Below are 18,208 nucleotides of genomic sequence, written 5' to 3' on the forward strand. Positions count from 1 at the left end.
CCGTAATATTGTCTAAACAATTCCTTGCTGATCTATAAATTTATACTATATTTCTTAGGAAGGATGCGAATACACCTGCCCTTGGGCAAAAAATCAAAAAGACTCTGCCACAAATGCAGAGCCTTAATATGCAATAATACCTCATCACTACCTCATAGTTTTAAATGTAAAACCATGATCCTTCAAATATCTCAGAATTTCTGGGAGAGCCTTTGCCGTCTCTTCTTTACCATAGGTGTCGTGCATCAAGATTACTGCTTTTTCCCTGCCAGCATCGCTATAAATGGATTGACCTTCTGTCTTGTCCTACTATAGCAAGGAGTTGTATCTTTCCTCCCCATACTTGTAACGATGTTGTTACAGCGTTGTCACGGTGTTGTGAAATCATAAAAAAACTGCACAAAAGCACAAAGCTTTCATACAGTAATTTTCCTACCACACTTTAAATGTAAAACGATAGATTTCACTTGTGTCTCGGGTGCTTCCAGCGACAAATAGACTGTCTTCCAACCAGGTCAATTGGTAGAAATCCTGGATGTTGCGATAGATGATTGTATCTGACTGGAGTGTGCCATTTCTCAGGTAGGTGACATGCAGCTCATTATTACTGCGCTGTTCATCCAGTATTTGCAGGTAGGCAAGGCGTGAGCGGCTCTCATCCCATTCAAAGCCAAGAAAGTCACCTTTCTTTAACAGCTTGTACTCCTTATTGCTGGAATCGTACAGGAACAGCCCTCTGGTTCCATCTACTCTGCCCATTAGCATGATATCGCCATTATTTAATAGGGAGTATTGCAAGATTTCTTCAGCACGAATGAACAGCTCATCATCCTTGGCATCTTGAAGCGCATAACGATAGATAGCCTCATTGCCTTGCCCAAGATAAACGACCATAAATATACTTGCCTGATCCTTACTAATGGTTATGCTATCAGGATTAGCCATCATTCCATTGTCAGACTCGCTAGCGTCGAATTGAGACATACGGAAAGCGAGCTCTTCATGAGTAAATAACTTTCGTTCCTTACCAGACGACAAATCAACTTCTTTATAGCCTGTGTCGTCATAGCCAACATAGACGTTCTCATTTAAAAAAACGCGCTTGTAAGCCTGATCCTGCCCCAGCGTTTCACTCTCTCCGCTCTTCCAGTCATAGGAGAAAGTCTCGGGGCTCCTACTCCCTTGCTTGTATCGGGTGTATATGATCTTCGTACGATCATAGGTAAAATCAACTCCGTAGTCGGTATTGGTCACGAGGTCCTGTACAGCGTTATCATCCATGCGCAATAAGGAAAGCTTAATTCCCTGATAAGAAGAGTATATGCTATTGAATAATATGGTATTGGAATCCGCCACCCAGAACCCGTACATCGGGAATCTATTACTCTGCTTCGTCGCACTTTCAAGGAGAAATGCAGAATCCGAAGGAGGCGTGAGCGGCTGACTTACAAGACTTTCTGGTAGAATTGTGAGCCTGGCCTTGGTAGTCAACGCCGTGAATAGACCACTGATCCCATAGAGCCCAGACACAAAGAACAATAGCAGCCCTGCAAGGATCAACACATCTCGCTTTCCCCGCAACCATTCGCGAATAAGCCTCATGTTCGCTGTACCGGCAGGACAATTTTGAATTCGCTTCCCTTGTTCAATGTGCTTGCCATCCTGACTTTTCCTCCATGCTGCTCAATCGTATTTTTGACAATGGCTAATCCCAGACCAGCACTCCCCTTTTCCTCCCGGTTCACATCGTTATCACGATAGAACGGCTCGAAGATTCGTTCCAGCGCCTCCTCACGAATACCCTCACCCTCATCAAGAATGATAATAACAATCTCATTGACTTGCTTGAAAGCATGCACTTGAATTATGGAATTCACGTACCCATACTTAATGGAATTATCCAGTACATTAATGAATACTTCCTTCAGCTTGTTGATGTCGCCTTGCATGAACAAGGGATTCTCCATTTGAACACTTACAGATATATTGTATTTGGCTGCTTTCAGGGACATTTCATCACAGGTCTCCTGCAAGACATCTGATAGATTCATATGCTCAAACCGAAAAACCTGCCCTGGTGAGGCAGCGACGGATGCATCCAAAATATCTACGACCATCGTATTAAGTCGCTTGGTTTCATTAATGATAAAATTCATTCCCTTTTCATAAAAAGCGTAATCGGTAAAACCGTTATCTCGCAAAATCTGGGCATATCCAAAAATCGTCGTAAGCGGCGTCTTCAATTCATGGGTTACGTTATCGAAGAAGATCTTGCTGCGTTCCTGAACCTGCTTCACTTCATCGCGCTCACGCTCGATGACATCGATCTGCTCTTTGATTCGCTGAATCATGCTTGAGAAGCTTATCGCCAATTCACCAATTTCGTCACGCGAGCTCACTCCGATATCCGAATTAAGCTTCCCCTCCGACACGGACTTGGCGTGCTGTGTCAGCACCCGTATCGGCTTCGTCATTTTTCTAGAGATCACAAGCGCCCCAACAAAGACACACACGAAAATAACGATCGCAAAGGCGGTAATCGTGTTCTGGAACTGCATACGCTGCATGAGCAGATCCGCATAATCCTTTTCAAAACGGATGATACCAATAACCTTATTCTCTCTGATCAACGGAGCCGAGAGGCTTGCCTTGATATGTCCCTTATCAATGGTTGTACTATAAGCAATTTGTGAGTTCACTGCTGCCTTCACATCTTCCTGATGAATACTAATCGGCACCTCATCACCCTGAACAGGTAAGAAGTTAGATGCATCTGGGCGGTAGAGATTGACCTCTCCTCCAATGGCCAGACCGATTTGCCGTTCGATCTCATTGACCTCTGCTGCTAGAGTGGCTTCATCCATCCGCTTGTTCAGAAGAAGAAAGTATTGGCTGATTGCAATGTCCATATTTTTTTTGTAATTGACCATATCCTTGTCGATCTCTCGGTACATATTATCCAGGCCGACCTTATTGGAGGCCGCTAATAGAGAGGCGAAGCCAATGAATATGATGACGGAAAATAACACCACCATCTTGAACTGAATCGTCCATTTCATGTCTGCACCGACGCATCCAGCTTGTAGCCGATACCAAAGACCGTTACAATCATAGACCCTGATGAATGGAGATGATCCAGCTTCTTACGAATGCGCTGTACGTGTATATCTACGGTACGGGTATCCCCCGCGAACTCAAAGCCCCACACCTTATCCAGTAGCTCCGATCGAGAGAATACTTGTCGATTATGGTCCACCAGGAACATTAGCAGATCATACTCCTTATTCGTTAACAGTACGTGAGCTCCATCTTTCCACACTTCACGTTCCTTCCGGTATATTTCGATACGATGGTCCAGACGAATGACTTCACGAGTAGACTGCTCTACAGGCTCCCCTAACAATTCGATGCGCCGGAAGATCGCACGAATGCGGGCTACGACTTCACGAATATCGAACGGCTTTGTAATGTAATCGTCTGCACCAATTTCCATACCGAGCACCTTATCGAGCATATCGGATTTGGCCGTAATCATGATGACTGGCGTACGGGTCGTGGCTGACAGATGTCTGCAAATATCGAATCCGCTCATGTCCGGCAGCATCACATCCAACAACACGAGATCAGCACTGTCTCTTTCCATGAGCATAAGTCCAGCTCGTCCGTTCTGAGCCTCCAAAATGTCGAATCCTTCCTTACGCAACGAATACGACAAGATGTCACGGATGCCCTCTTCATCCTCAATAATTAATATCCTTTTGGGTCTCATGCGTCTTTCGATCTCCTGTCTTTATAATATCTGCCTCAGATTGTGATTCGTTCATCCCTCTATTTTGTGGGATTCGTCGATGCTTGACTAGCCCCTTTTCTGAAAAGTTACAACTTGGAAACACGAGCATCTAGTCAAAAATTACTGTTCGATACTTCCGACATCATATTCACAATTTCTATTCCATAGGTTGGACTGCTTGCCCATGCCCCTCCTAACGATTCCACCGTCGTTGCTTTGCCCATTAAATGTGGAAAATGTCGCGGGTCCACTGTATCCGTTCTTGGATAGCCCCTAGCTCCTGCATACAATGCCAAATGATCAATCTGCGCTCGAACCCCTTCCTCCCAGCTAAAAAAGCGTTGATGTGCCCCTTGATCAATATCCGAGCCACCCGCTTGTGTCTTCAGACCAGCAGGGTTCATGAACATATCGTCTAACACGCCTCCGAAATTTCCATACCCCGTCTCTTTGGCAGACTGAGTGTATACCACTAATGGATCAACTCCCACTGCAGGAGCCTCGTTCCAGACGATATCCGCCAGTTCAATAAATACAGCGCTTGCTCCCTTGGACTCTGCCCACGCCTTGGCTTGCTGGACAGTGGCTCTTGGAGCGGACAATATAGGAGTTTCACTGGATGTATTCCCAGTCGAATCCATGTCTGCGGTATGGTCATCTATTATGGTGACTGCACCATTGACAGAGTCCCAACGAATATCCATCCCCACCAGCTCCCCCAAAAATTTTAATGGAACAAAGGTATACTCCTGAACGATTGCTGCGCTTGTGTCCATTTCTAGCTGTACTCCGTTCACAACAGCAAGTCGATCACCGATATTAAGCGTTATATTTACTTGGTCTTTGGTAAGACGAGCTGTTTTACGGTTACCCGTAACCTCCCAAGCCACATGAAAATTTAAGGCTTCTGCTATAAATCGTAAAGGCACCTGTACCCTGTCGTTAGCGTCTATATACGGCTTCGCATCCTGGAAGCGTACCTTCGTATCATTCAGCATCAAATAGATTTCACGCTCAACACGTGGATTTATACCAACAGGCTCGGACGAGCTGCTAGAAGCATTCTGCTGAATGCTCAAGTATATCGCATTTGCCCAGCCTGTCCTACCATCTGATAGCTTGACACGATACCAATCTGCTTCTTTCGCTACAAGAGTTACTTGGTCATCTCGATGAAGCTGAGTTATCACCGGATATTGCAAGCCACTTCCCTTTCGAATATTCAAATTATCCACAGTAATCGTTGCCATCATTGGCTCCATTGGTGTCCCATTCGTCATCGATGGTATTGGAGTCACTGGTATTTGATTTTGATCCGTTGGCTTGGACGGTGAATCGACTTTCTCATCCGTCCCATTGAGCTGGGACATCGTAACAAGTGTGTATCCCTGAGATTTATAATAGTTAATAATTTGCGGCAGCGCCTTGACTGTGTTCCCCCGTTTTCCTCCACCCGAATGCATGAGCACCGTAATCTTGTTACTGGAATTCGATTTTACCGCTTTGAGTATCTCAGCAACCGAGGGACTCGTCCAATCCCGGGTATCCACATCCCACAGAGCCTGAACATATCCTGCTGCCTGGATTTCTTTCTTCACTTGCACCGAAGTTGCGCCATACGGCGGACGCATCAGTCTGGGTGTTACCCCGCTAATTTCACGAATTACCTTATCTGTGTTGGCTAGCTCGTTATGTATCTTCTCCTTGCTAAGCTTGGTCAAATGGGGATGACTCCAGGAATGATTCCCTACCTCATGTCCTTCCCTTGCCATTCGTTGCATCGTGTCAGGATATTGCTTGACCTGCTCCCCTATTACGAAGAACGTGCCCTTAACATTGTATTCTTTCAGAACATCCAGCACTGCCTCCGTATATGTTCTGTCTGGTCCATCATCGAATGTCAAAGCTACCATTTTCACAGGCGCACTTGCTGAACTGGTATTCACTTTCGAATCTATTGACTTGTCTGAAGCAGATATTGAGTAGCTCTGGGCTTGGGATTTACCAATCCCGACCATGAGAAATGGTGCAACTGCCAACAGCATCGTAGCGATAACAACACGCTTAACTAAATCTTACTTATGTTTCATTATGAATTCTACCTACTTTCAGTGTCATTCTATCTGGTATACGTAGAAGTATAGGCAGTGATTATTTCATAATGTAGTAGACTTGTATCCAACTTGTAACTTTATATTGAAATATAATAGAGCTAGCTGAATCTCATAACAAAAAAAGAGTATCCTCGTAGCTCAGGGACTGACCCCTTACACGATGGATAGCTCTTTGTTAATCTCCCAGCTATTCGTAACGCAGCGCATCGATGGGCTTCAGCTTGGAGGCCTTGAGTGCCGGATATACCCCGAAGATTACCCCAACCAGCACACAGCTGGTAAAGGAATAGATGATCGGCTGATAAGAGAACTCGATCGGCATGCTTGCGAGCTTCTCCAGCAGCTTCGCTGCGCCAATTCCACCAAAGATACCAATGATTCCCCCCATGATGCTAATGAAAATCGACTCCGTCAGGAATTGGGTCAAAATACTACTGCGCCGTGCCCCGATCGCCTTGCGGATACCAATCTCACGCGTACGCTCGGTTACGGATACCAGCATAATGTTCATAATGCCGACTCCACCAATGACGAGTGCAATGCCAGCTACGCCAAGCAGCAGCAGATTCATCGTATTGCTGACACCAGAGGACATTGACATAATCTCCGACTGCGTCGTGAATTGGAAATCATCCTGCTCTTCAGGCTTCAACTTATGGCTGCTACGCAATAGCTGGCGGATCTCCTCCTTCGCCTGATCAATCTTGTCGAAGGCGATGGCGGAGGCATTCATTTCCTGAATGGCCATCTGCCCGAACATATTTATCCCAGTCGTAATGGGGATGTACACCTGGTTGTTCGAGGAGCCCTGCGAGCTGCTCGGTTTATTCATCACGCCGATAATTTTGAACGGTATCCCCTTAAGCTGGATCGTCTGTCCCACTGCCGTTGTAACCGATTGCCCAAACAGCTTCTGTGCTGCATCAGAGCCCAGAATGACAACGTTCATGCGGCTGTCCACCTCATGATGGGTGAAGGTGCGCCCATAGTTCAGCGAGAGCTTTTTGACAAGGTAAAAGGACTCGGTTGTAGCCTCAACCTGAATATCGACCACCTGCCGCTTCCACGTAGCTTTCGCCGAACTTGTAGCACTGGGCGCTATATGGGCAACAGAAGGAAGCTTCTCAATGGCTTCGACATCCTTAAGAGTGAAATTTTTGGGCTGGGCCATCGTCATCCAGTTATTCTCGTCGTAAGGCGCAAACGCATAGATCATGAGCAGATTGCTACCAAGCCCGTTAATCTCCTTCGTGATGCTGGCAGTTGATCCGCGACCAATGGCCATGATGGCAATGACCGCACCGATCCCGATGATGATCCCTAGCATGGTCAGGATCGTGCGGAGCAGATTACTGCGCAGACTGCTTAGCGCTACTCGAATCGTCTCAAAGATATTCACTCTACCACCACTTCCTCCCGCGCGAATCTCCGATTCACTACCGGATGATCCTGTTCAATCTGACCATCACGAAAGTGAATCAGTCTCTTGGTATATTCCGATACCTCAATATCATGCGTGACCAATACAATCGTCTTGCCGCTATCATTCAGGTCCTGAAAGATCTCCATAATCTCGCGGCTCGTCCGCGAATCCAGCGCTCCAGTCGGCTCATCTCCCAGCAGAATTACGGGATTGGCGACGAGCGCTCTCGCAATGGAGACACGCTGCTGCTGTCCGCCAGATAGCTCGTTAGGCTTGTTGTACATCCGCTCAGCCAGCCCAACCTTCACCAGCGCCTCCATGGCCCGTTCACGTCGCTCCCGGGCAGGCACACCCGCATAGAGTAAGGGCAATTCTACATTTGCAAGAGCTGTCGAGCGGGGAAGCAGATGGAACTTTTGGAAGACGAAGCCGATCTTCTCATTGCGAATATGTGCCAGCTCATTTTCACGCGCATCCAGAATGGAATACCCGTCCAGATAGAATTCGCCAGATGTAGGGGAATCGAGACAGCCCATTACATTCATCATCGTCGATTTGCCAGAGCCTGATGGGCCCATGACCGTTACGAATTCTCCCTCATGAATGGACAGACTTACGTCCCGAAGTGCATGAATCTCTTGATCGGCTACATGATAGATTTTTCTCAGATTTCGAATCTCCATGACTGCATTCATGATTGAGGAGCTCCTCCCGAGCCGTCCATCATGCCGGCGCTGCCTGGTGCAGGGATTACGATGGTGTCCCCTTCACTTACGCCTGACTTTAGCTCCACGCGGTCTGTTGTGTAGAGTCCCAGCTCTACCGACTTGAATTCATAGGCAGATATATTGGAGGGATCAGCGGCGACATACACCCCGTCAGCCCCTCCGTTAGATTGAATAGCTGTCACGGGGACGAACAGGACATTCTGGGCCTTGCTCAGCTCCAAGGCGATATTCATAATCATCCCCGTCTTCAGCTTGTTGTCCGAATTCGAGATCGATAGCTCGGCAGCGTAGGCATTCACGCCCTCATCCGTAGACACTTCTGGTGAGATGAAAATGACGGTCCCCTCGAATTCTTCACCAGGATAAGCCGTCGTCGTCAGAATGGCTTTCTGTCCGCTCTTGACCTTCACAATGTCACTTTGGTTAATCTTGGTCGCTACCTTCAGGTCACTCGAATTGGAATTGTTCATCACGATGAACGGTGCTGTCGGGCTTGTACCCACATCACCATTGACCTTAAGAATGACACCATCCCAAGGTGCGGTAATCTGCAGCTTGTTCAGTTCACTGCGCTTTTGCTTCAGATCCGTCTCGGCACGGCTAATATCGATGCGCAGATTCTCAAGTGTATTTTTCTCGGCAGGATCATTCAGTTTTTTCAGCTCCAGTTGGGCCGTTCGGTAAGACATCTCTGCATCCTTAATACCGCTCTCAATCTGATCACGCGTCTTACGTATATTAAGCTCGATTGTGTCATAGCTGGCTTGTGCCTTCTCCCATACCTGCTCGGCTTCCACCTTCTCCTTGTCGGAGATGGCACCTGAATCACTCAGGAACTTTTGATCCTCGTAGGTCTTCCGTGCCAGCTCCAGGTCGCCTTTAGCGGTCTTAAGCTGATTCTCGGCCTCCTGCAGTTCATAGCTGCTCTTCGCGGTCTCAAGTGCCTTCGCAGCCTTCTTCACGTTCATTTCCTGCAGCTCCACCTCGGTCGCCTTTGGTCCCTTGGTAGCCTCAGCCAGCTTGGAACGGGCCATACGGAGGGCATCCTCTGCATTCTGGATTTGCAGCTTGGCTTCCGTATCATTTAACCGCCCCAGCAGTTGACCTTGCTTCACCTGATCCCCAACCTTGACATTGACCTCAGCCAGCTTGTCTGTACTGGTGCTGTTGAAGTTCAGATTTACCTCTTTAGAGGCTTTGACCGTTCCCGTAACAGACAAGGTCTCGGTGATGTCACCGCGTTCGACGATGATCGTTTCATTCGGGATGGCCGTCATCGCTGGCTCAGAATTGCTCATAGAGTTATATACAGCAACTCCCCCGCCACCGAGCGCAAGCATCGCGACTAGAGTGATAATCACTTTCTTTTGACGTTTCTTCCTTAACAGCTGTAATGCATTGTTCATTTTGTTCTCCGACATGTGTTGCTTCCTCCTAAAAGTTTTGTGAGCTTAACTACTCCAAGGTTTGTTCAAGGTATAGTTGGACTGAATCAGTCCAATGGCCAGATCATTAATCTGCTGCTTCAACTGCTCGACACTCAAGCGGGCTTTGATGAGCTCCAGCTCTATGATTAAGCCGCGCTCCCATTTCTTCCGAGCCAGTACCAAGTTAGCTTCGGCAATGGCCAGATCCTCGTGCAGCTGTGCATATTTCTTTTGCTCATCCTGCAGCGTGGTATATAGCGATCTTACGGATTCGGCAAAATTGTCCTTGCCATTGCTCAGTGCCTCATTGGCATTTTTCAGGTCCAGCTTGACCAAATCATAGTCCTCTGCGGTCCCCTGAAAATTGTAATAACGCAGACTAATCTCCGCATTCTTGACAGCATCCTGCAGCTGCCAGATGGTCGGGTTGTCTTTGAGTAGCCCTGTAATGTGCGTCTCAACATTCATAGGCTCTGGCTCATGATAAACGGGATGGCTTATCAGGGTGAATTCAGTCCCTTTTGGCTTATTCATCAGGGTGTTGAGCTCGTCCTTAGCCTTCTGCAGATCGGTCTTACGCTGTTCCAGCGTCAGCTCGGCATCTGAGCGCGCCTTCGTGCTGTCAATCTTGCTCTTCTCCGAGATTAGGCCCCGAGCCAGCTTGGCAATAGCAACTCGTTCCTCCAGCTTGGCGATCTGAACAGATTCTTGAGCGACAAGGACTTGATTCTCCGCGGTGAAAATCCGGTAATAAGCTTTCATGACCTGAGCATAGACCTTGTCCTTCTCGAACTCGCCCTGCTTTTTGGCCGACAGGTAGGACAGGTTAGCTGAAGTATAAGCTTTCCAGGCAGAATTGTTCGCTGAGGAATCCGACTCCTCCAGGCTAGATGGCTGTTGTATGTATCCCAAAGCGTCAATGCTCTTTTTCAGTTCGAGATTCTTGCGTTCAAGGTCCTGTGCGGACGTCTTCAAGGTGAAGCTATTGGCCTGGGCCCAGGCATTAGCTTGCTCCAGCGTCAGCTCCTGTTGCTTAGCGCTGGCGCTAGCATTGGCATTACGATTGGCCGATTGTGATGTCTCTGCCGTGAAGGCTGGTGTAACAGCATTGGTAGAAGACAGAGTCCCTTGGGCTGCTCCTGTACCAGACGGCGCAATAGGCGTAGAAATTACGGCAGCCCCAGCAGCCGAAGGCATACTAAGGACAGCAGATAATGACAGTAACAACACAGCTGCGGCTGGTTGATGTTTCATAGGGATGCCCCTTTCCAGTTCAAATATAAAAAATGTAAAACGTATGTTTCCTTAGCCCTTTAGCACTATGGGCTTCTCTATTCTGTGGGAAATATTCGAGCTTGCCTAGTCTTTTGGACTAGATGTTACAACCTAGATACATGCTTGTCTGATTACGAAACATATGGATACTGCATCCAGCTGCTAGAGACATATGCCTGCTTTACCCTTTTCGTATATTCGATATATTGGAGATGCAGCTACAAAATGGCACCGTATTTATGACAAGTCATATAGGTGGTCCGCAAAAAAGCCTCATACTCACTGCGGGTCTGACCCTGGCAATGTGAATGAGGCTCTTTAAATCTAGTTCATCTAATCATCTAATTTATCTGACTGATCTGGCTCGTTGCATAAGCCGCCGCACCGATCATACCTGCTCGCCCACCAAGCTGTGCAGTGACGACACGACATGCATGTGACGACAATTGAAGTGCATGAGCCTGGATGGTCTCTCGTACAGTATGTAACAGCCGGTCTCCGGCCGCTGACACTCCTCCACCGATGATAATTAACTCTGGATTAAACAGATTAATGACATTCGCAAGACCGAATCCGAGGATCTCCCCTGTCTCATGCATAACCTGAATCGCTATCGGGTCGTTCAGATCATAGGCATCCGAGATCATTTTTGCAGTAATCCGGCTCAGATCACCTTCCACCCAGGTCTGGATCATGCTATGCTCTCCGCGTTCCAGCTTCTCAATACAAGTACGTACCATCCCTATAGCAGACACATATCTTCCCAGACAACCTGAACTCCCACATCTGCATGGACGACCTTCCCGGAACATATTCATATGTCCAATTTCGCCGATGCTCGAAGTAGTTCCATATAGAACTCTTCCATCGACTACAACCCCAGACCCCAAGCCGGTTCCAATGGTGACCAGTACGATATTATTCAAGCCCTTTCCTGCTCCAAAATGCCACTCTCCATAAAGATTCACCCGGACATCGTTATCAATAAATACCGGGAATGAGAAGTCCTTTTTCATCTCTTGAACTACGTTAATATTCTCCCATCCTGGAAAGTTCGGTGAGAAAATAGATAGCCCTTCCGTGGGATTCAGCAATCCCGGGATTCCTAATCCCATACACAATACTTGCTCGTCCGTTATTTGATGAAGCTGCATGAGCTCACGGATGATATTTTTAATAGCTGTGATAACATAATCAGGACCTTCTGATGCATGTGTTGGGTCACTTCGCTCTGATAAAACACTCAAGCTTCCATCTAAAATAGCTGCTTTGATATTGGTTCCTCCGAGATCGATGCCAATCATATAACCAGGTGAATGATTCATGGATGAATCTCCTTTTTAAGTATGTATTCTTTTGGACAGTGTGACTAGCTTTTAGTATAGCAGTTAGCGCCCCCAATACATATTCGATAATCAGCTTTCTACACATAAGCAAATAAGCGATTGAAATACCCATCGCTCGAACGTTACGTCGGCATCCATGCGCACTTCTCTCGCTTATTGGTTATAGCTGAAGCCATTCTCTGCCTTACCTAATGATTCAACGTAATCAGATAATTGTATTTATCAGCATGCTTAAGCTCATCCAGTATGATGCCGAACACTGTGTCTTTATAGATGCCAGCAGGCAGTCCAAACCAAATCTTGCGGTATCGTTCTACTGCACCCAATTCTCCCATCAAGGCTCGCTGTAGACCTTCTGTATAGGAGTTCACTTTTTCATATTGCTCATTGCTGGAACCTGTAATGGTCTGACCTGTCAACGCCAGATACATCTCTCTGAACATTTTGTTGTGACCACGCTCATCGTTACGAATACTTTCGATGATGGCTACCTGCTCCTGTGAAGGGGCCAAATTGATTAATTCCGTGTAGAATAGCTCGTCGTTGCGCTCCCCTTGTACCGCTTCCTTAATCATTTGTATCGCTTCCATATATCCAGTGCTCCATATAGGCGTGAATTCGTGTCTCATATAGTATACATTTCCCCAGTAAGAAGGTCCTTGATCCAAGCTGACTCCTCCCAACGTTTGTTTATGGAAGTATATGTGTATTCACCCATTCAGGTTCCTACCCAGAGAATGAGTGCAGTAGTTCCCCATCTGGTTGTAACAGAACTTTTTTATGAACAATACAATCAGTCTGGGCATATGGTGTATTACATTTCAAATAAGGAGTGCTGAGTATGACCCTACAAATGAATCCACAGCAAAGAGTGCTATATCAAGCGGACAATAATACAGCTCAAAACATAAGAGCCTATAGAGATCATCTACACAACATATGCAGACATCATATACACCAGTATGTTCGCATTGAGACCTTAGACGGCCAAATGATGGTAGGAAGAATTGTGAGCTGTGATAAGGGATTGTTGAACCTGGCCGTTAAGAATAATGAAGGTCATCATGGACATGGTACTTATGGGAGAGGTTTTGGTTACAATGACGAGCTCATTTTAACTCTGGTTCTTTATGAATTGCTCGTAATTACTTTGTTGTACACCTAACAGAATGCTTCATCCTGAACAAAGGAATGACTCCTGTCTCGTACAGACGGAGCCATTCCTTTTTGTGATGTATTTTACCGAACAAGCGAAATCATAGACGGGTGTGTGATAAAGCTGCAAGATGTATTCAGCCTCACTGCAATTAGCGCATTAGATTAGACATAAAAAGTTCTCAGAACGATGACCAAGAGAATGTAGAGCACCAGAATCACGGCAGTCGAAGTGTAAACCGGGCAAATTTTCTCACAACTCACTACAAACACCTCCTTGTGATTTACCACAATATACGCATTTATCGCGCCAAGTGTTTGTGCTTATACCCAAAATTAGATACGAACATTTAGACCAATCCCATAACTTAATGCAAGACTACGTGATCTTTTCACTAATCCAAAAAATTCCCGCTATGCGTTTACACAAGGTTTTTTGATACAAGCTGTAATTTCAAAAAGTGGCTCAGTTATCTATTATTTAATCCAGCGTTTAATTAATGTTGATCCTGATGATTATAATGTAGCTAATCAGGTAGAGGTAATTCGACCTCCCTTGACTATTAATCAACTGGATAGTCTGGAATAATCCGCTGAGGAGGAATAACAACGCTTGGAGAATCATCAAGTTCTACATCAGGACCAACCCAAAAGTAAAGCTAGGGCACTGTCTGAAGTACTGGCTGTATCCACAAAGCTCGGCCTCACTTCATTTGGAGGGCCGATCGCACATCTTGGTTATTTTCATGAAGAGTACGTGCGTCGTCGAAAATGGATGGATGATCGAAGCTATGCGGATTTAGTAGCCTTGTGCCAATTTTTACCCGGACCTGCGAGTAGTCAAGTAGGGATTGGAATTGGGATCATCCGCGCCGGGCTGCTCGGTGGGCTGATAGCTTGGCTAGGTTTTACACTTCCATCTGTCATTGCCTTAGTCTTGTTCGCCTTCCTCTTGCAAGGGTTTGATATCAGCAGCTCAGGTTGGATTCATGGTCTTAAATTGGTTGCTGTAGCCATTGTCGCCCAGGCCATACTTGGTATGGGACAAAAATTAGCTCCTGACCGTAGCAGGGCAACCATTGCCATCTTTACGGCTGCGGCGACCCTCTTGTGGCAGACTGCTTTCATTCAAATCCTTCTTATTGTTATGGCTGGCTTTATTGGTATGATCTATTTTAGAAAAACGACAACCACTCAAACATCAGACCTGTCTGTTCCTGTTAGCCGTAGCTTGGCAGTAGTCTGTTTAGGTACTTTCTTTGGAATCTTGATTGTTCTACCGCTGCTAAGCCAATTGGATAGCTCGGGATGGCTGTCATTCTTTGATAGCTTCTACCGTTCAGGATCGCTTGTATTTGGGGGAGGTCATGTCGTACTTCCACTGCTGGAGCGTGAATTCGTCCCTACAGGTATGATCCACAAGTCCGACTTTTTGGCGGGATACGGTGCAGCACAAGCTGTACCAGGGCCATTATTCACTTTTGCCGGATATTTGGGAGCGATGATAAGCGGAGTTACAGGAGCAGTGATTGCAACGATCGCTATATTTTTGCCCGCTTTTCTTTTAATCGTAGGAGCATTGCCCTTCTGGAATTTTTTACGTAAAAGCCTCAAAATCCAAGGCGCTTTAATTGGAATTAATGCTGCTGTTGTAGGCATCCTGTTGGCGGCGTTATATAATCCGCTTTGGACAACATCTGTTCTAGCTCCTGTTGATTTTGCACTGGTATCTATTTTGTTTCTAATGCTCGTTTTTTGGAAAGTACCGCCATGGATCGTTGTCGTCGCTGGTGCAGCCGGTGGTGCGATGATTAACTTGCTCTAACTCGTTAAACGGCAAAGAGCCTTACCAGTATGAATGCTGGCAGGGCTCTTTTGAATATGACGGTATATTTTTAATACTCACTAACCTCAAATGTCAGTACACGATCATACAAGATGTAATCTTTACGGCTGCTGAATGGACCTTTGTTATGATCATGCTTGTCGAGGGCATAGGAAGCTTTGCCCGATCCCGCCTGCTTGGCTTCATACCAAGCAATGAAGTCATGGACCTCCTTCATGCTGAGGTCGAATTCTTTCTCCAGCCCTGTTGTCATCGTGACTACCATGATAGCTCGGTTGCCGGAAGGCTGCTCTGGTTCTGGATTTGGCTGTTCACCTGCCAGCGGAGTAGCCGAGGCCTCTTTGGATCGTTCTGATTCCACACCATTTACTGTCGCCGTCACGGCGAAATAATATGTCGTCCCATTGGTTAGCCCTGGAATAACATAGTTGGCATACGCATCCTTGGTCACACTCACTGTTTCCGTATAGTTACCAGGCTTCGTTCCATAATAGATCGTATAGTTTGTGGCATCCTGTACTTCCTTCCAGCTTAAAATAGCCTGCGAGCTGCCAGGAGAAGCCGTTAGTTGAGAGGGAGTATTAATAGGCACAATGTAACCGCCCTGATTAAGATCTATGGCATCCAGTGAAGTCCACACACCTGATTGGACAGATTCAATTACGACTTCATGGAATCCGGTCTCAAGACCTGTCTTCTCAAAAACAAGCGTTAATGTTCCTGTGTTATATTTCTCGCTATACGTGTAGGGAACTCCATCTATGGTGATTGACACTTCAGATGCATGCTCCTGACTTGTGTAGGTTAGTAGACGAATCTGATTTCCATAGAAATCAAATGTAATGTTCTGGCCTGGTGTTTGCGTCCATTTTCCCGTAGAACGATAATAGTTAGGACTTGTTCCTGGAGGTATGGTTCCTGTAACATACGCATCGTCATATCTTGTCCAGCCATTTTCCGGGTTCTTAAGTACAGTTCCTATATTCGCTGCATAGGATTTTGTTGCCGTTAAAGAGAGTAGCATGAAGATCGTAAGACCAAAAATGATCGTAAACTTTCTTAATAGTTCCTTATTCATCTGGATACCCCCTAATATTTGGTGAATCCACTTAAAAATAAGGTAATTCATCAATCATGTCTAAACATAAACTTACTGATCTATAAAAATATACTATAATTTTGCATATTTATTTTTTATTGGTTATAATTCCTTATCCTACGAACAGATTAGCTATGATCTATTGCGTTTTTGTACGATATGAGTGTTTAACAGAATGCATTACGTCATCTTCAATACAATGCTTTATTATTATTGTTCCCCCACTTGCCCTTGGGCCCCCTCACTAGTACTTGCTTGATCTACACCCGCCTCGTCTACAACTGAATCAGGCTCGCTGGTATGCAGCACGTCTTGTACAAATGCTCTCAAATCGCTTTTACTCGTCACACTTAAGACGGCTGCTCGCCCCACATAAGTCTGTTCGATTAGCTTCATAGGAGGAACCTGCTCACTAGCTGTAACGTTGCTCTGATAACCCAGTGAAGCCAGCTTCCACATATCATCGACGGATAAATTCGTATCTATATAGGGACTTACTTCCTTCAGGATGGATGGGAGCTTCATAATCGAGGTCGTCGTCTTCATCTCCTCGGCAATGGCCTTCAGGAAATCCCGTTGTCTCTGTGTACGCGAGAAGTCAGACATGGCATCATGGCGGAAGCGCACATACTGTAGGGCTGTTGTTCCATCCAAATGCTGCATTCCCTCTTTGAGGTTGATATCAAATTCGTGCTTATCCGCTTTACTTTCATAATTCATATCCTTCTCAACATGAAAATCAACACCACCTACAGCATCGACCAGCTTAATAAAGCCTTGAAAATCTGTATACACATAGTATTGAACTGGCATACCTAGCAATTCGCCTACTGTATTCATGGCCACCTGTGGCCCGTGTTGAATGGCTGTATTTATCCGGTTCTTGCCGTGTCCAGCTATATCCGTATAGGTATCTCGAAGAATGGAGAACACATGGATGCTTTTCTGCGTAGGGTCCAGGGATACTACCATCATGCTGTCCGATCTCGGAATTTCCCCCTTCTTGGTTCCACGGGCATCTACCCCCATCAGTAGAATATTCACAGGCTCGGTGCCCAGCCACTCAGGTGGTTCAACAGCTACAGCTTCATTAATCTCACTAAAAGGAGAGTTTTCTGACGTCTTATTCAGACTCTCCAGTCCTCTATAAATAGAGGAAACGTAATAGATAGCAGAGCCAAGTGCCATGATTAGGATTAACAATAATAATAACGTTTTTTTTCTAAGGGTCATTCGATTACTTCCTTTCTCGACCTTGCTGTGTACTTAGATAAATTAATGATCCTGCAAGGCTTCTACAATAAGTGAAGCATAATATCTTCCGCCATCAGGCTTCAGGTGAACGCCATCTTTATAGAAATACTCTCCTTTGCCTTCACTGGCAGCATACCAGTCTAGCACTGTCGTATTGCTGAACTCCTTAGCAACCTCTTTGATATTCCTGTTCACCGTATCCTGCCATCCCTTGGGTACCCGTGCTGTTACCAATACCACTCGTTTGGCGTCGGACAGGGACTGTAATAAGGAACGAAGCTGCTCCTTGCTGAACGGTCCGTTGGTGCCCAGTTCAATGACGATCTGTTCCCCCAGTTTTCCTTGCGCTTGTAAATCATGGATGACCTTCTTCGCCTGCGACATCTGTCTGCCCACCTTGCCGTCAACGGTGATTTCAGGAAGCTGCTCCTTCAGGTAGGGTTCAACCCCGATCATCACAGAATCACCAATGGCGGTAATTCCTTCTCCGTTGATTGCTAGCTGTGCTAACTCCTTTTTCTTCGCATTAGAATCCCTCTCCTTCGCTGGCGCCTCCTTCGCAGCCAATCCATGATCGGTAGCTTGATGCACCCTTTCTCCCTGCGCTATGGAATGAACATCACTTTGCGAAGCTGTAGGTGTCTTAGCTCTCGTGACTCCCTCTGATCGGCTTCCCCAGTACACACATATAGCAATGACGCATACCAACACGAACCATAATCTCATCATTTTACGCTGTTTCATGACCTTC

15 protein-coding genes and 1 pseudogene are annotated in these 18,208 nt (G+C 46.2%); 1 reads left to right on the forward strand and 15 read right to left on the reverse strand.

From position 1 onward, the window contains the following. Positions 1 to 147: 147 nt before the first annotated feature. The 12 genes and pseudogenes from D328_RS31415 to D328_RS31420 all read right to left on the reverse strand — a co-directional run. Positions 148 to 279, reverse strand: a pseudogene (locus D328_RS31415) (polysaccharide deacetylase family protein); the annotation flags it as partial. 153 nt (positions 280 to 432) lie between these two features. Continuing rightward, positions 433 to 1,563: a hypothetical protein gene (locus D328_RS0103020; protein WP_233426144.1), complete on the reverse strand. Its 1,131-nt coding sequence runs from the start codon at positions 1,561 to 1,563 to the stop codon at positions 433 to 435. Positions 1,564 to 1,598: 35 nt separating this feature from the next. Continuing rightward, positions 1,599 to 3,059: a HAMP domain-containing sensor histidine kinase gene (locus D328_RS0103025; protein WP_018883476.1), complete on the reverse strand. Its 1,461-nt coding sequence runs from the start codon at positions 3,057 to 3,059 to the stop codon at positions 1,599 to 1,601. Further along, positions 3,056 to 3,769, reverse strand: coding sequence for a response regulator transcription factor (locus D328_RS0103030; protein WP_018883477.1), 714 nt, complete (start codon positions 3,767 to 3,769; stop codon positions 3,056 to 3,058). The genes D328_RS0103025 and D328_RS0103030 overlap by 4 nt, the downstream gene beginning before the upstream one ends. A 134-nt stretch (positions 3,770 to 3,903) precedes the next feature. Beyond that, positions 3,904 to 5,703: a polysaccharide deacetylase family protein gene (locus D328_RS30120; RefSeq protein ID WP_018883478.1), complete on the reverse strand. Its 1,800-nt coding sequence runs from the start codon at positions 5,701 to 5,703 to the stop codon at positions 3,904 to 3,906. A gap of 388 nt (positions 5,704 to 6,091) precedes the next feature. After that, positions 6,092 to 7,303, reverse strand: a complete 1,212-nt coding sequence (locus D328_RS0103045) for an ABC transporter permease (protein WP_018883479.1) — start codon at positions 7,301 to 7,303, stop codon at positions 6,092 to 6,094. Further along, positions 7,300 to 8,022 (reverse strand): ABC transporter ATP-binding protein, encoded by a 723-nt coding sequence (locus D328_RS0103050; protein WP_018883480.1) that lies wholly within the window; start codon positions 8,020 to 8,022, stop codon positions 7,300 to 7,302. Before D328_RS0103050 ends, D328_RS0103045 begins: the two co-directional genes overlap by 4 nt. Next, positions 8,019 to 9,476, reverse strand: a complete 1,458-nt coding sequence (locus tag D328_RS0103055) for an efflux RND transporter periplasmic adaptor subunit (protein WP_018883481.1) — start codon at positions 9,474 to 9,476, stop codon at positions 8,019 to 8,021. The genes D328_RS0103050 and D328_RS0103055 overlap by 4 nt, the downstream gene beginning before the upstream one ends. Before the next feature lie 30 nt (positions 9,477 to 9,506). Then, positions 9,507 to 10,736 carry a TolC family protein gene (locus tag D328_RS0103060; protein WP_018883482.1) on the reverse strand — a complete coding sequence of 410 codons (1,230 nt, stop codon included), beginning with the start codon at positions 10,734 to 10,736 and terminating at the stop codon, positions 9,507 to 9,509. A gap of 362 nt (positions 10,737 to 11,098) precedes the next feature. Continuing rightward, entirely contained in the window at positions 11,099 to 12,082 is a 984-nt protein-coding gene (locus tag D328_RS0103065) for an ROK family protein (protein WP_018883483.1), read from the reverse strand. 209 nt (positions 12,083 to 12,291) lie between these two features. Then, positions 12,292 to 12,771 (reverse strand): ferritin-like domain-containing protein, encoded by a 480-nt coding sequence (locus D328_RS0103070; RefSeq protein ID WP_018883484.1) that lies wholly within the window; start codon positions 12,769 to 12,771, stop codon positions 12,292 to 12,294. A 652-nt stretch (positions 12,772 to 13,423) separates the two neighbouring features. Beyond that, on the reverse strand, positions 13,424 to 13,507 hold the full coding sequence (locus D328_RS31420; protein ID WP_231505479.1) for a YjcZ family sporulation protein: 84 nt from the start codon (positions 13,505 to 13,507) through the stop codon (positions 13,424 to 13,426). A 364-nt stretch (positions 13,508 to 13,871) separates the two neighbouring features. On the opposite strand from D328_RS31420, the gene D328_RS0103080 reads away from it, so the two are divergent. After that, positions 13,872 to 15,083 (forward strand): chromate transporter, encoded by a 1,212-nt coding sequence (locus tag D328_RS0103080; protein WP_018883486.1) that lies wholly within the window; start codon positions 13,872 to 13,874, stop codon positions 15,081 to 15,083. 70 nt (positions 15,084 to 15,153) lie between these two features. On the opposite strand, the gene D328_RS0103085 is transcribed toward D328_RS0103080, so the two are convergent. From D328_RS0103085 to D328_RS0103095, 3 genes are all read right to left on the reverse strand, one after another. Next, entirely contained in the window at positions 15,154 to 16,182 is a 1,029-nt protein-coding gene (locus tag D328_RS0103085; RefSeq protein ID WP_018883487.1) for a fibronectin type III domain-containing protein, read from the reverse strand. Positions 16,183 to 16,413: 231 nt separating this feature from the next. Further along, positions 16,414 to 17,436: an LCP family protein gene (locus D328_RS0103090; RefSeq protein WP_018883488.1), complete on the reverse strand. Its 1,023-nt coding sequence runs from the start codon at positions 17,434 to 17,436 to the stop codon at positions 16,414 to 16,416. Between the two features lie 42 nt (positions 17,437 to 17,478). Further along, the gene (locus D328_RS0103095; protein ID WP_018883489.1) at positions 17,479 to 18,201 is read right to left on the reverse strand and encodes an SGNH/GDSL hydrolase family protein; all 723 of its coding nucleotides are present in this window, start codon (positions 18,199 to 18,201) and stop codon (positions 17,479 to 17,481) included. Positions 18,202 to 18,208: the final 7 nt, after the last annotated feature.

Origin of the sequence: Paenibacillus massiliensis 2301065 = DSM 16942, from assembly GCF_000377505.1 — a bacterium.
Classification (GTDB): Bacteria; Bacillota; Bacilli; order Paenibacillales; family Paenibacillaceae; genus Paenibacillus; species Paenibacillus massiliensis.

What these genes read in the sequence shown, in the direction of transcription:
- D328_RS0103030 (WP_018883477.1), bottom strand. Translation starts at nt 3,769, where the DNA reads ATGAGACCCAAAAGGATATTAATTATTGAGGATGAAGAGGGCATCCGT.
- D328_RS0103065 (WP_018883483.1), bottom strand. Translation starts at nt 12,082, where the DNA reads ATGAATCATTCACCTGGTTATATGATTGGCATCGATCTCGGAGGAACC.
- D328_RS0103025 (WP_018883476.1), bottom strand. Translation starts at nt 3,059, where the DNA reads ATGAAATGGACGATTCAGTTCAAGATGGTGGTGTTATTTTCCGTCATC.
- D328_RS0103060 (WP_018883482.1), bottom strand. Translation starts at nt 10,736, where the DNA reads ATGAAACATCAACCAGCCGCAGCTGTGTTGTTACTGTCATTATCTGCT.
- D328_RS30120 (WP_018883478.1), bottom strand. Translation starts at nt 5,703, where the DNA reads ATGGTAGCTTTGACATTCGATGATGGACCAGACAGAACATATACGGAG.
- D328_RS0103090 (WP_018883488.1), bottom strand. Translation starts at nt 17,436, where the DNA reads ATGACCCTTAGAAAAAAAACGTTATTATTATTGTTAATCCTAATCATG.
- D328_RS0103085 (WP_018883487.1), bottom strand. Translation starts at nt 16,182, where the DNA reads ATGAATAAGGAACTATTAAGAAAGTTTACGATCATTTTTGGTCTTACG.
- D328_RS0103055 (WP_018883481.1), bottom strand. Translation starts at nt 9,476, where the DNA reads ATGTCGGAGAACAAAATGAACAATGCATTACAGCTGTTAAGGAAGAAA.
- D328_RS0103050 (WP_018883480.1), bottom strand. Translation starts at nt 8,022, where the DNA reads ATGAATGCAGTCATGGAGATTCGAAATCTGAGAAAAATCTATCATGTA.
- D328_RS0103095 (WP_018883489.1), bottom strand. Translation starts at nt 18,201, where the DNA reads ATGAAACAGCGTAAAATGATGAGATTATGGTTCGTGTTGGTATGCGTC.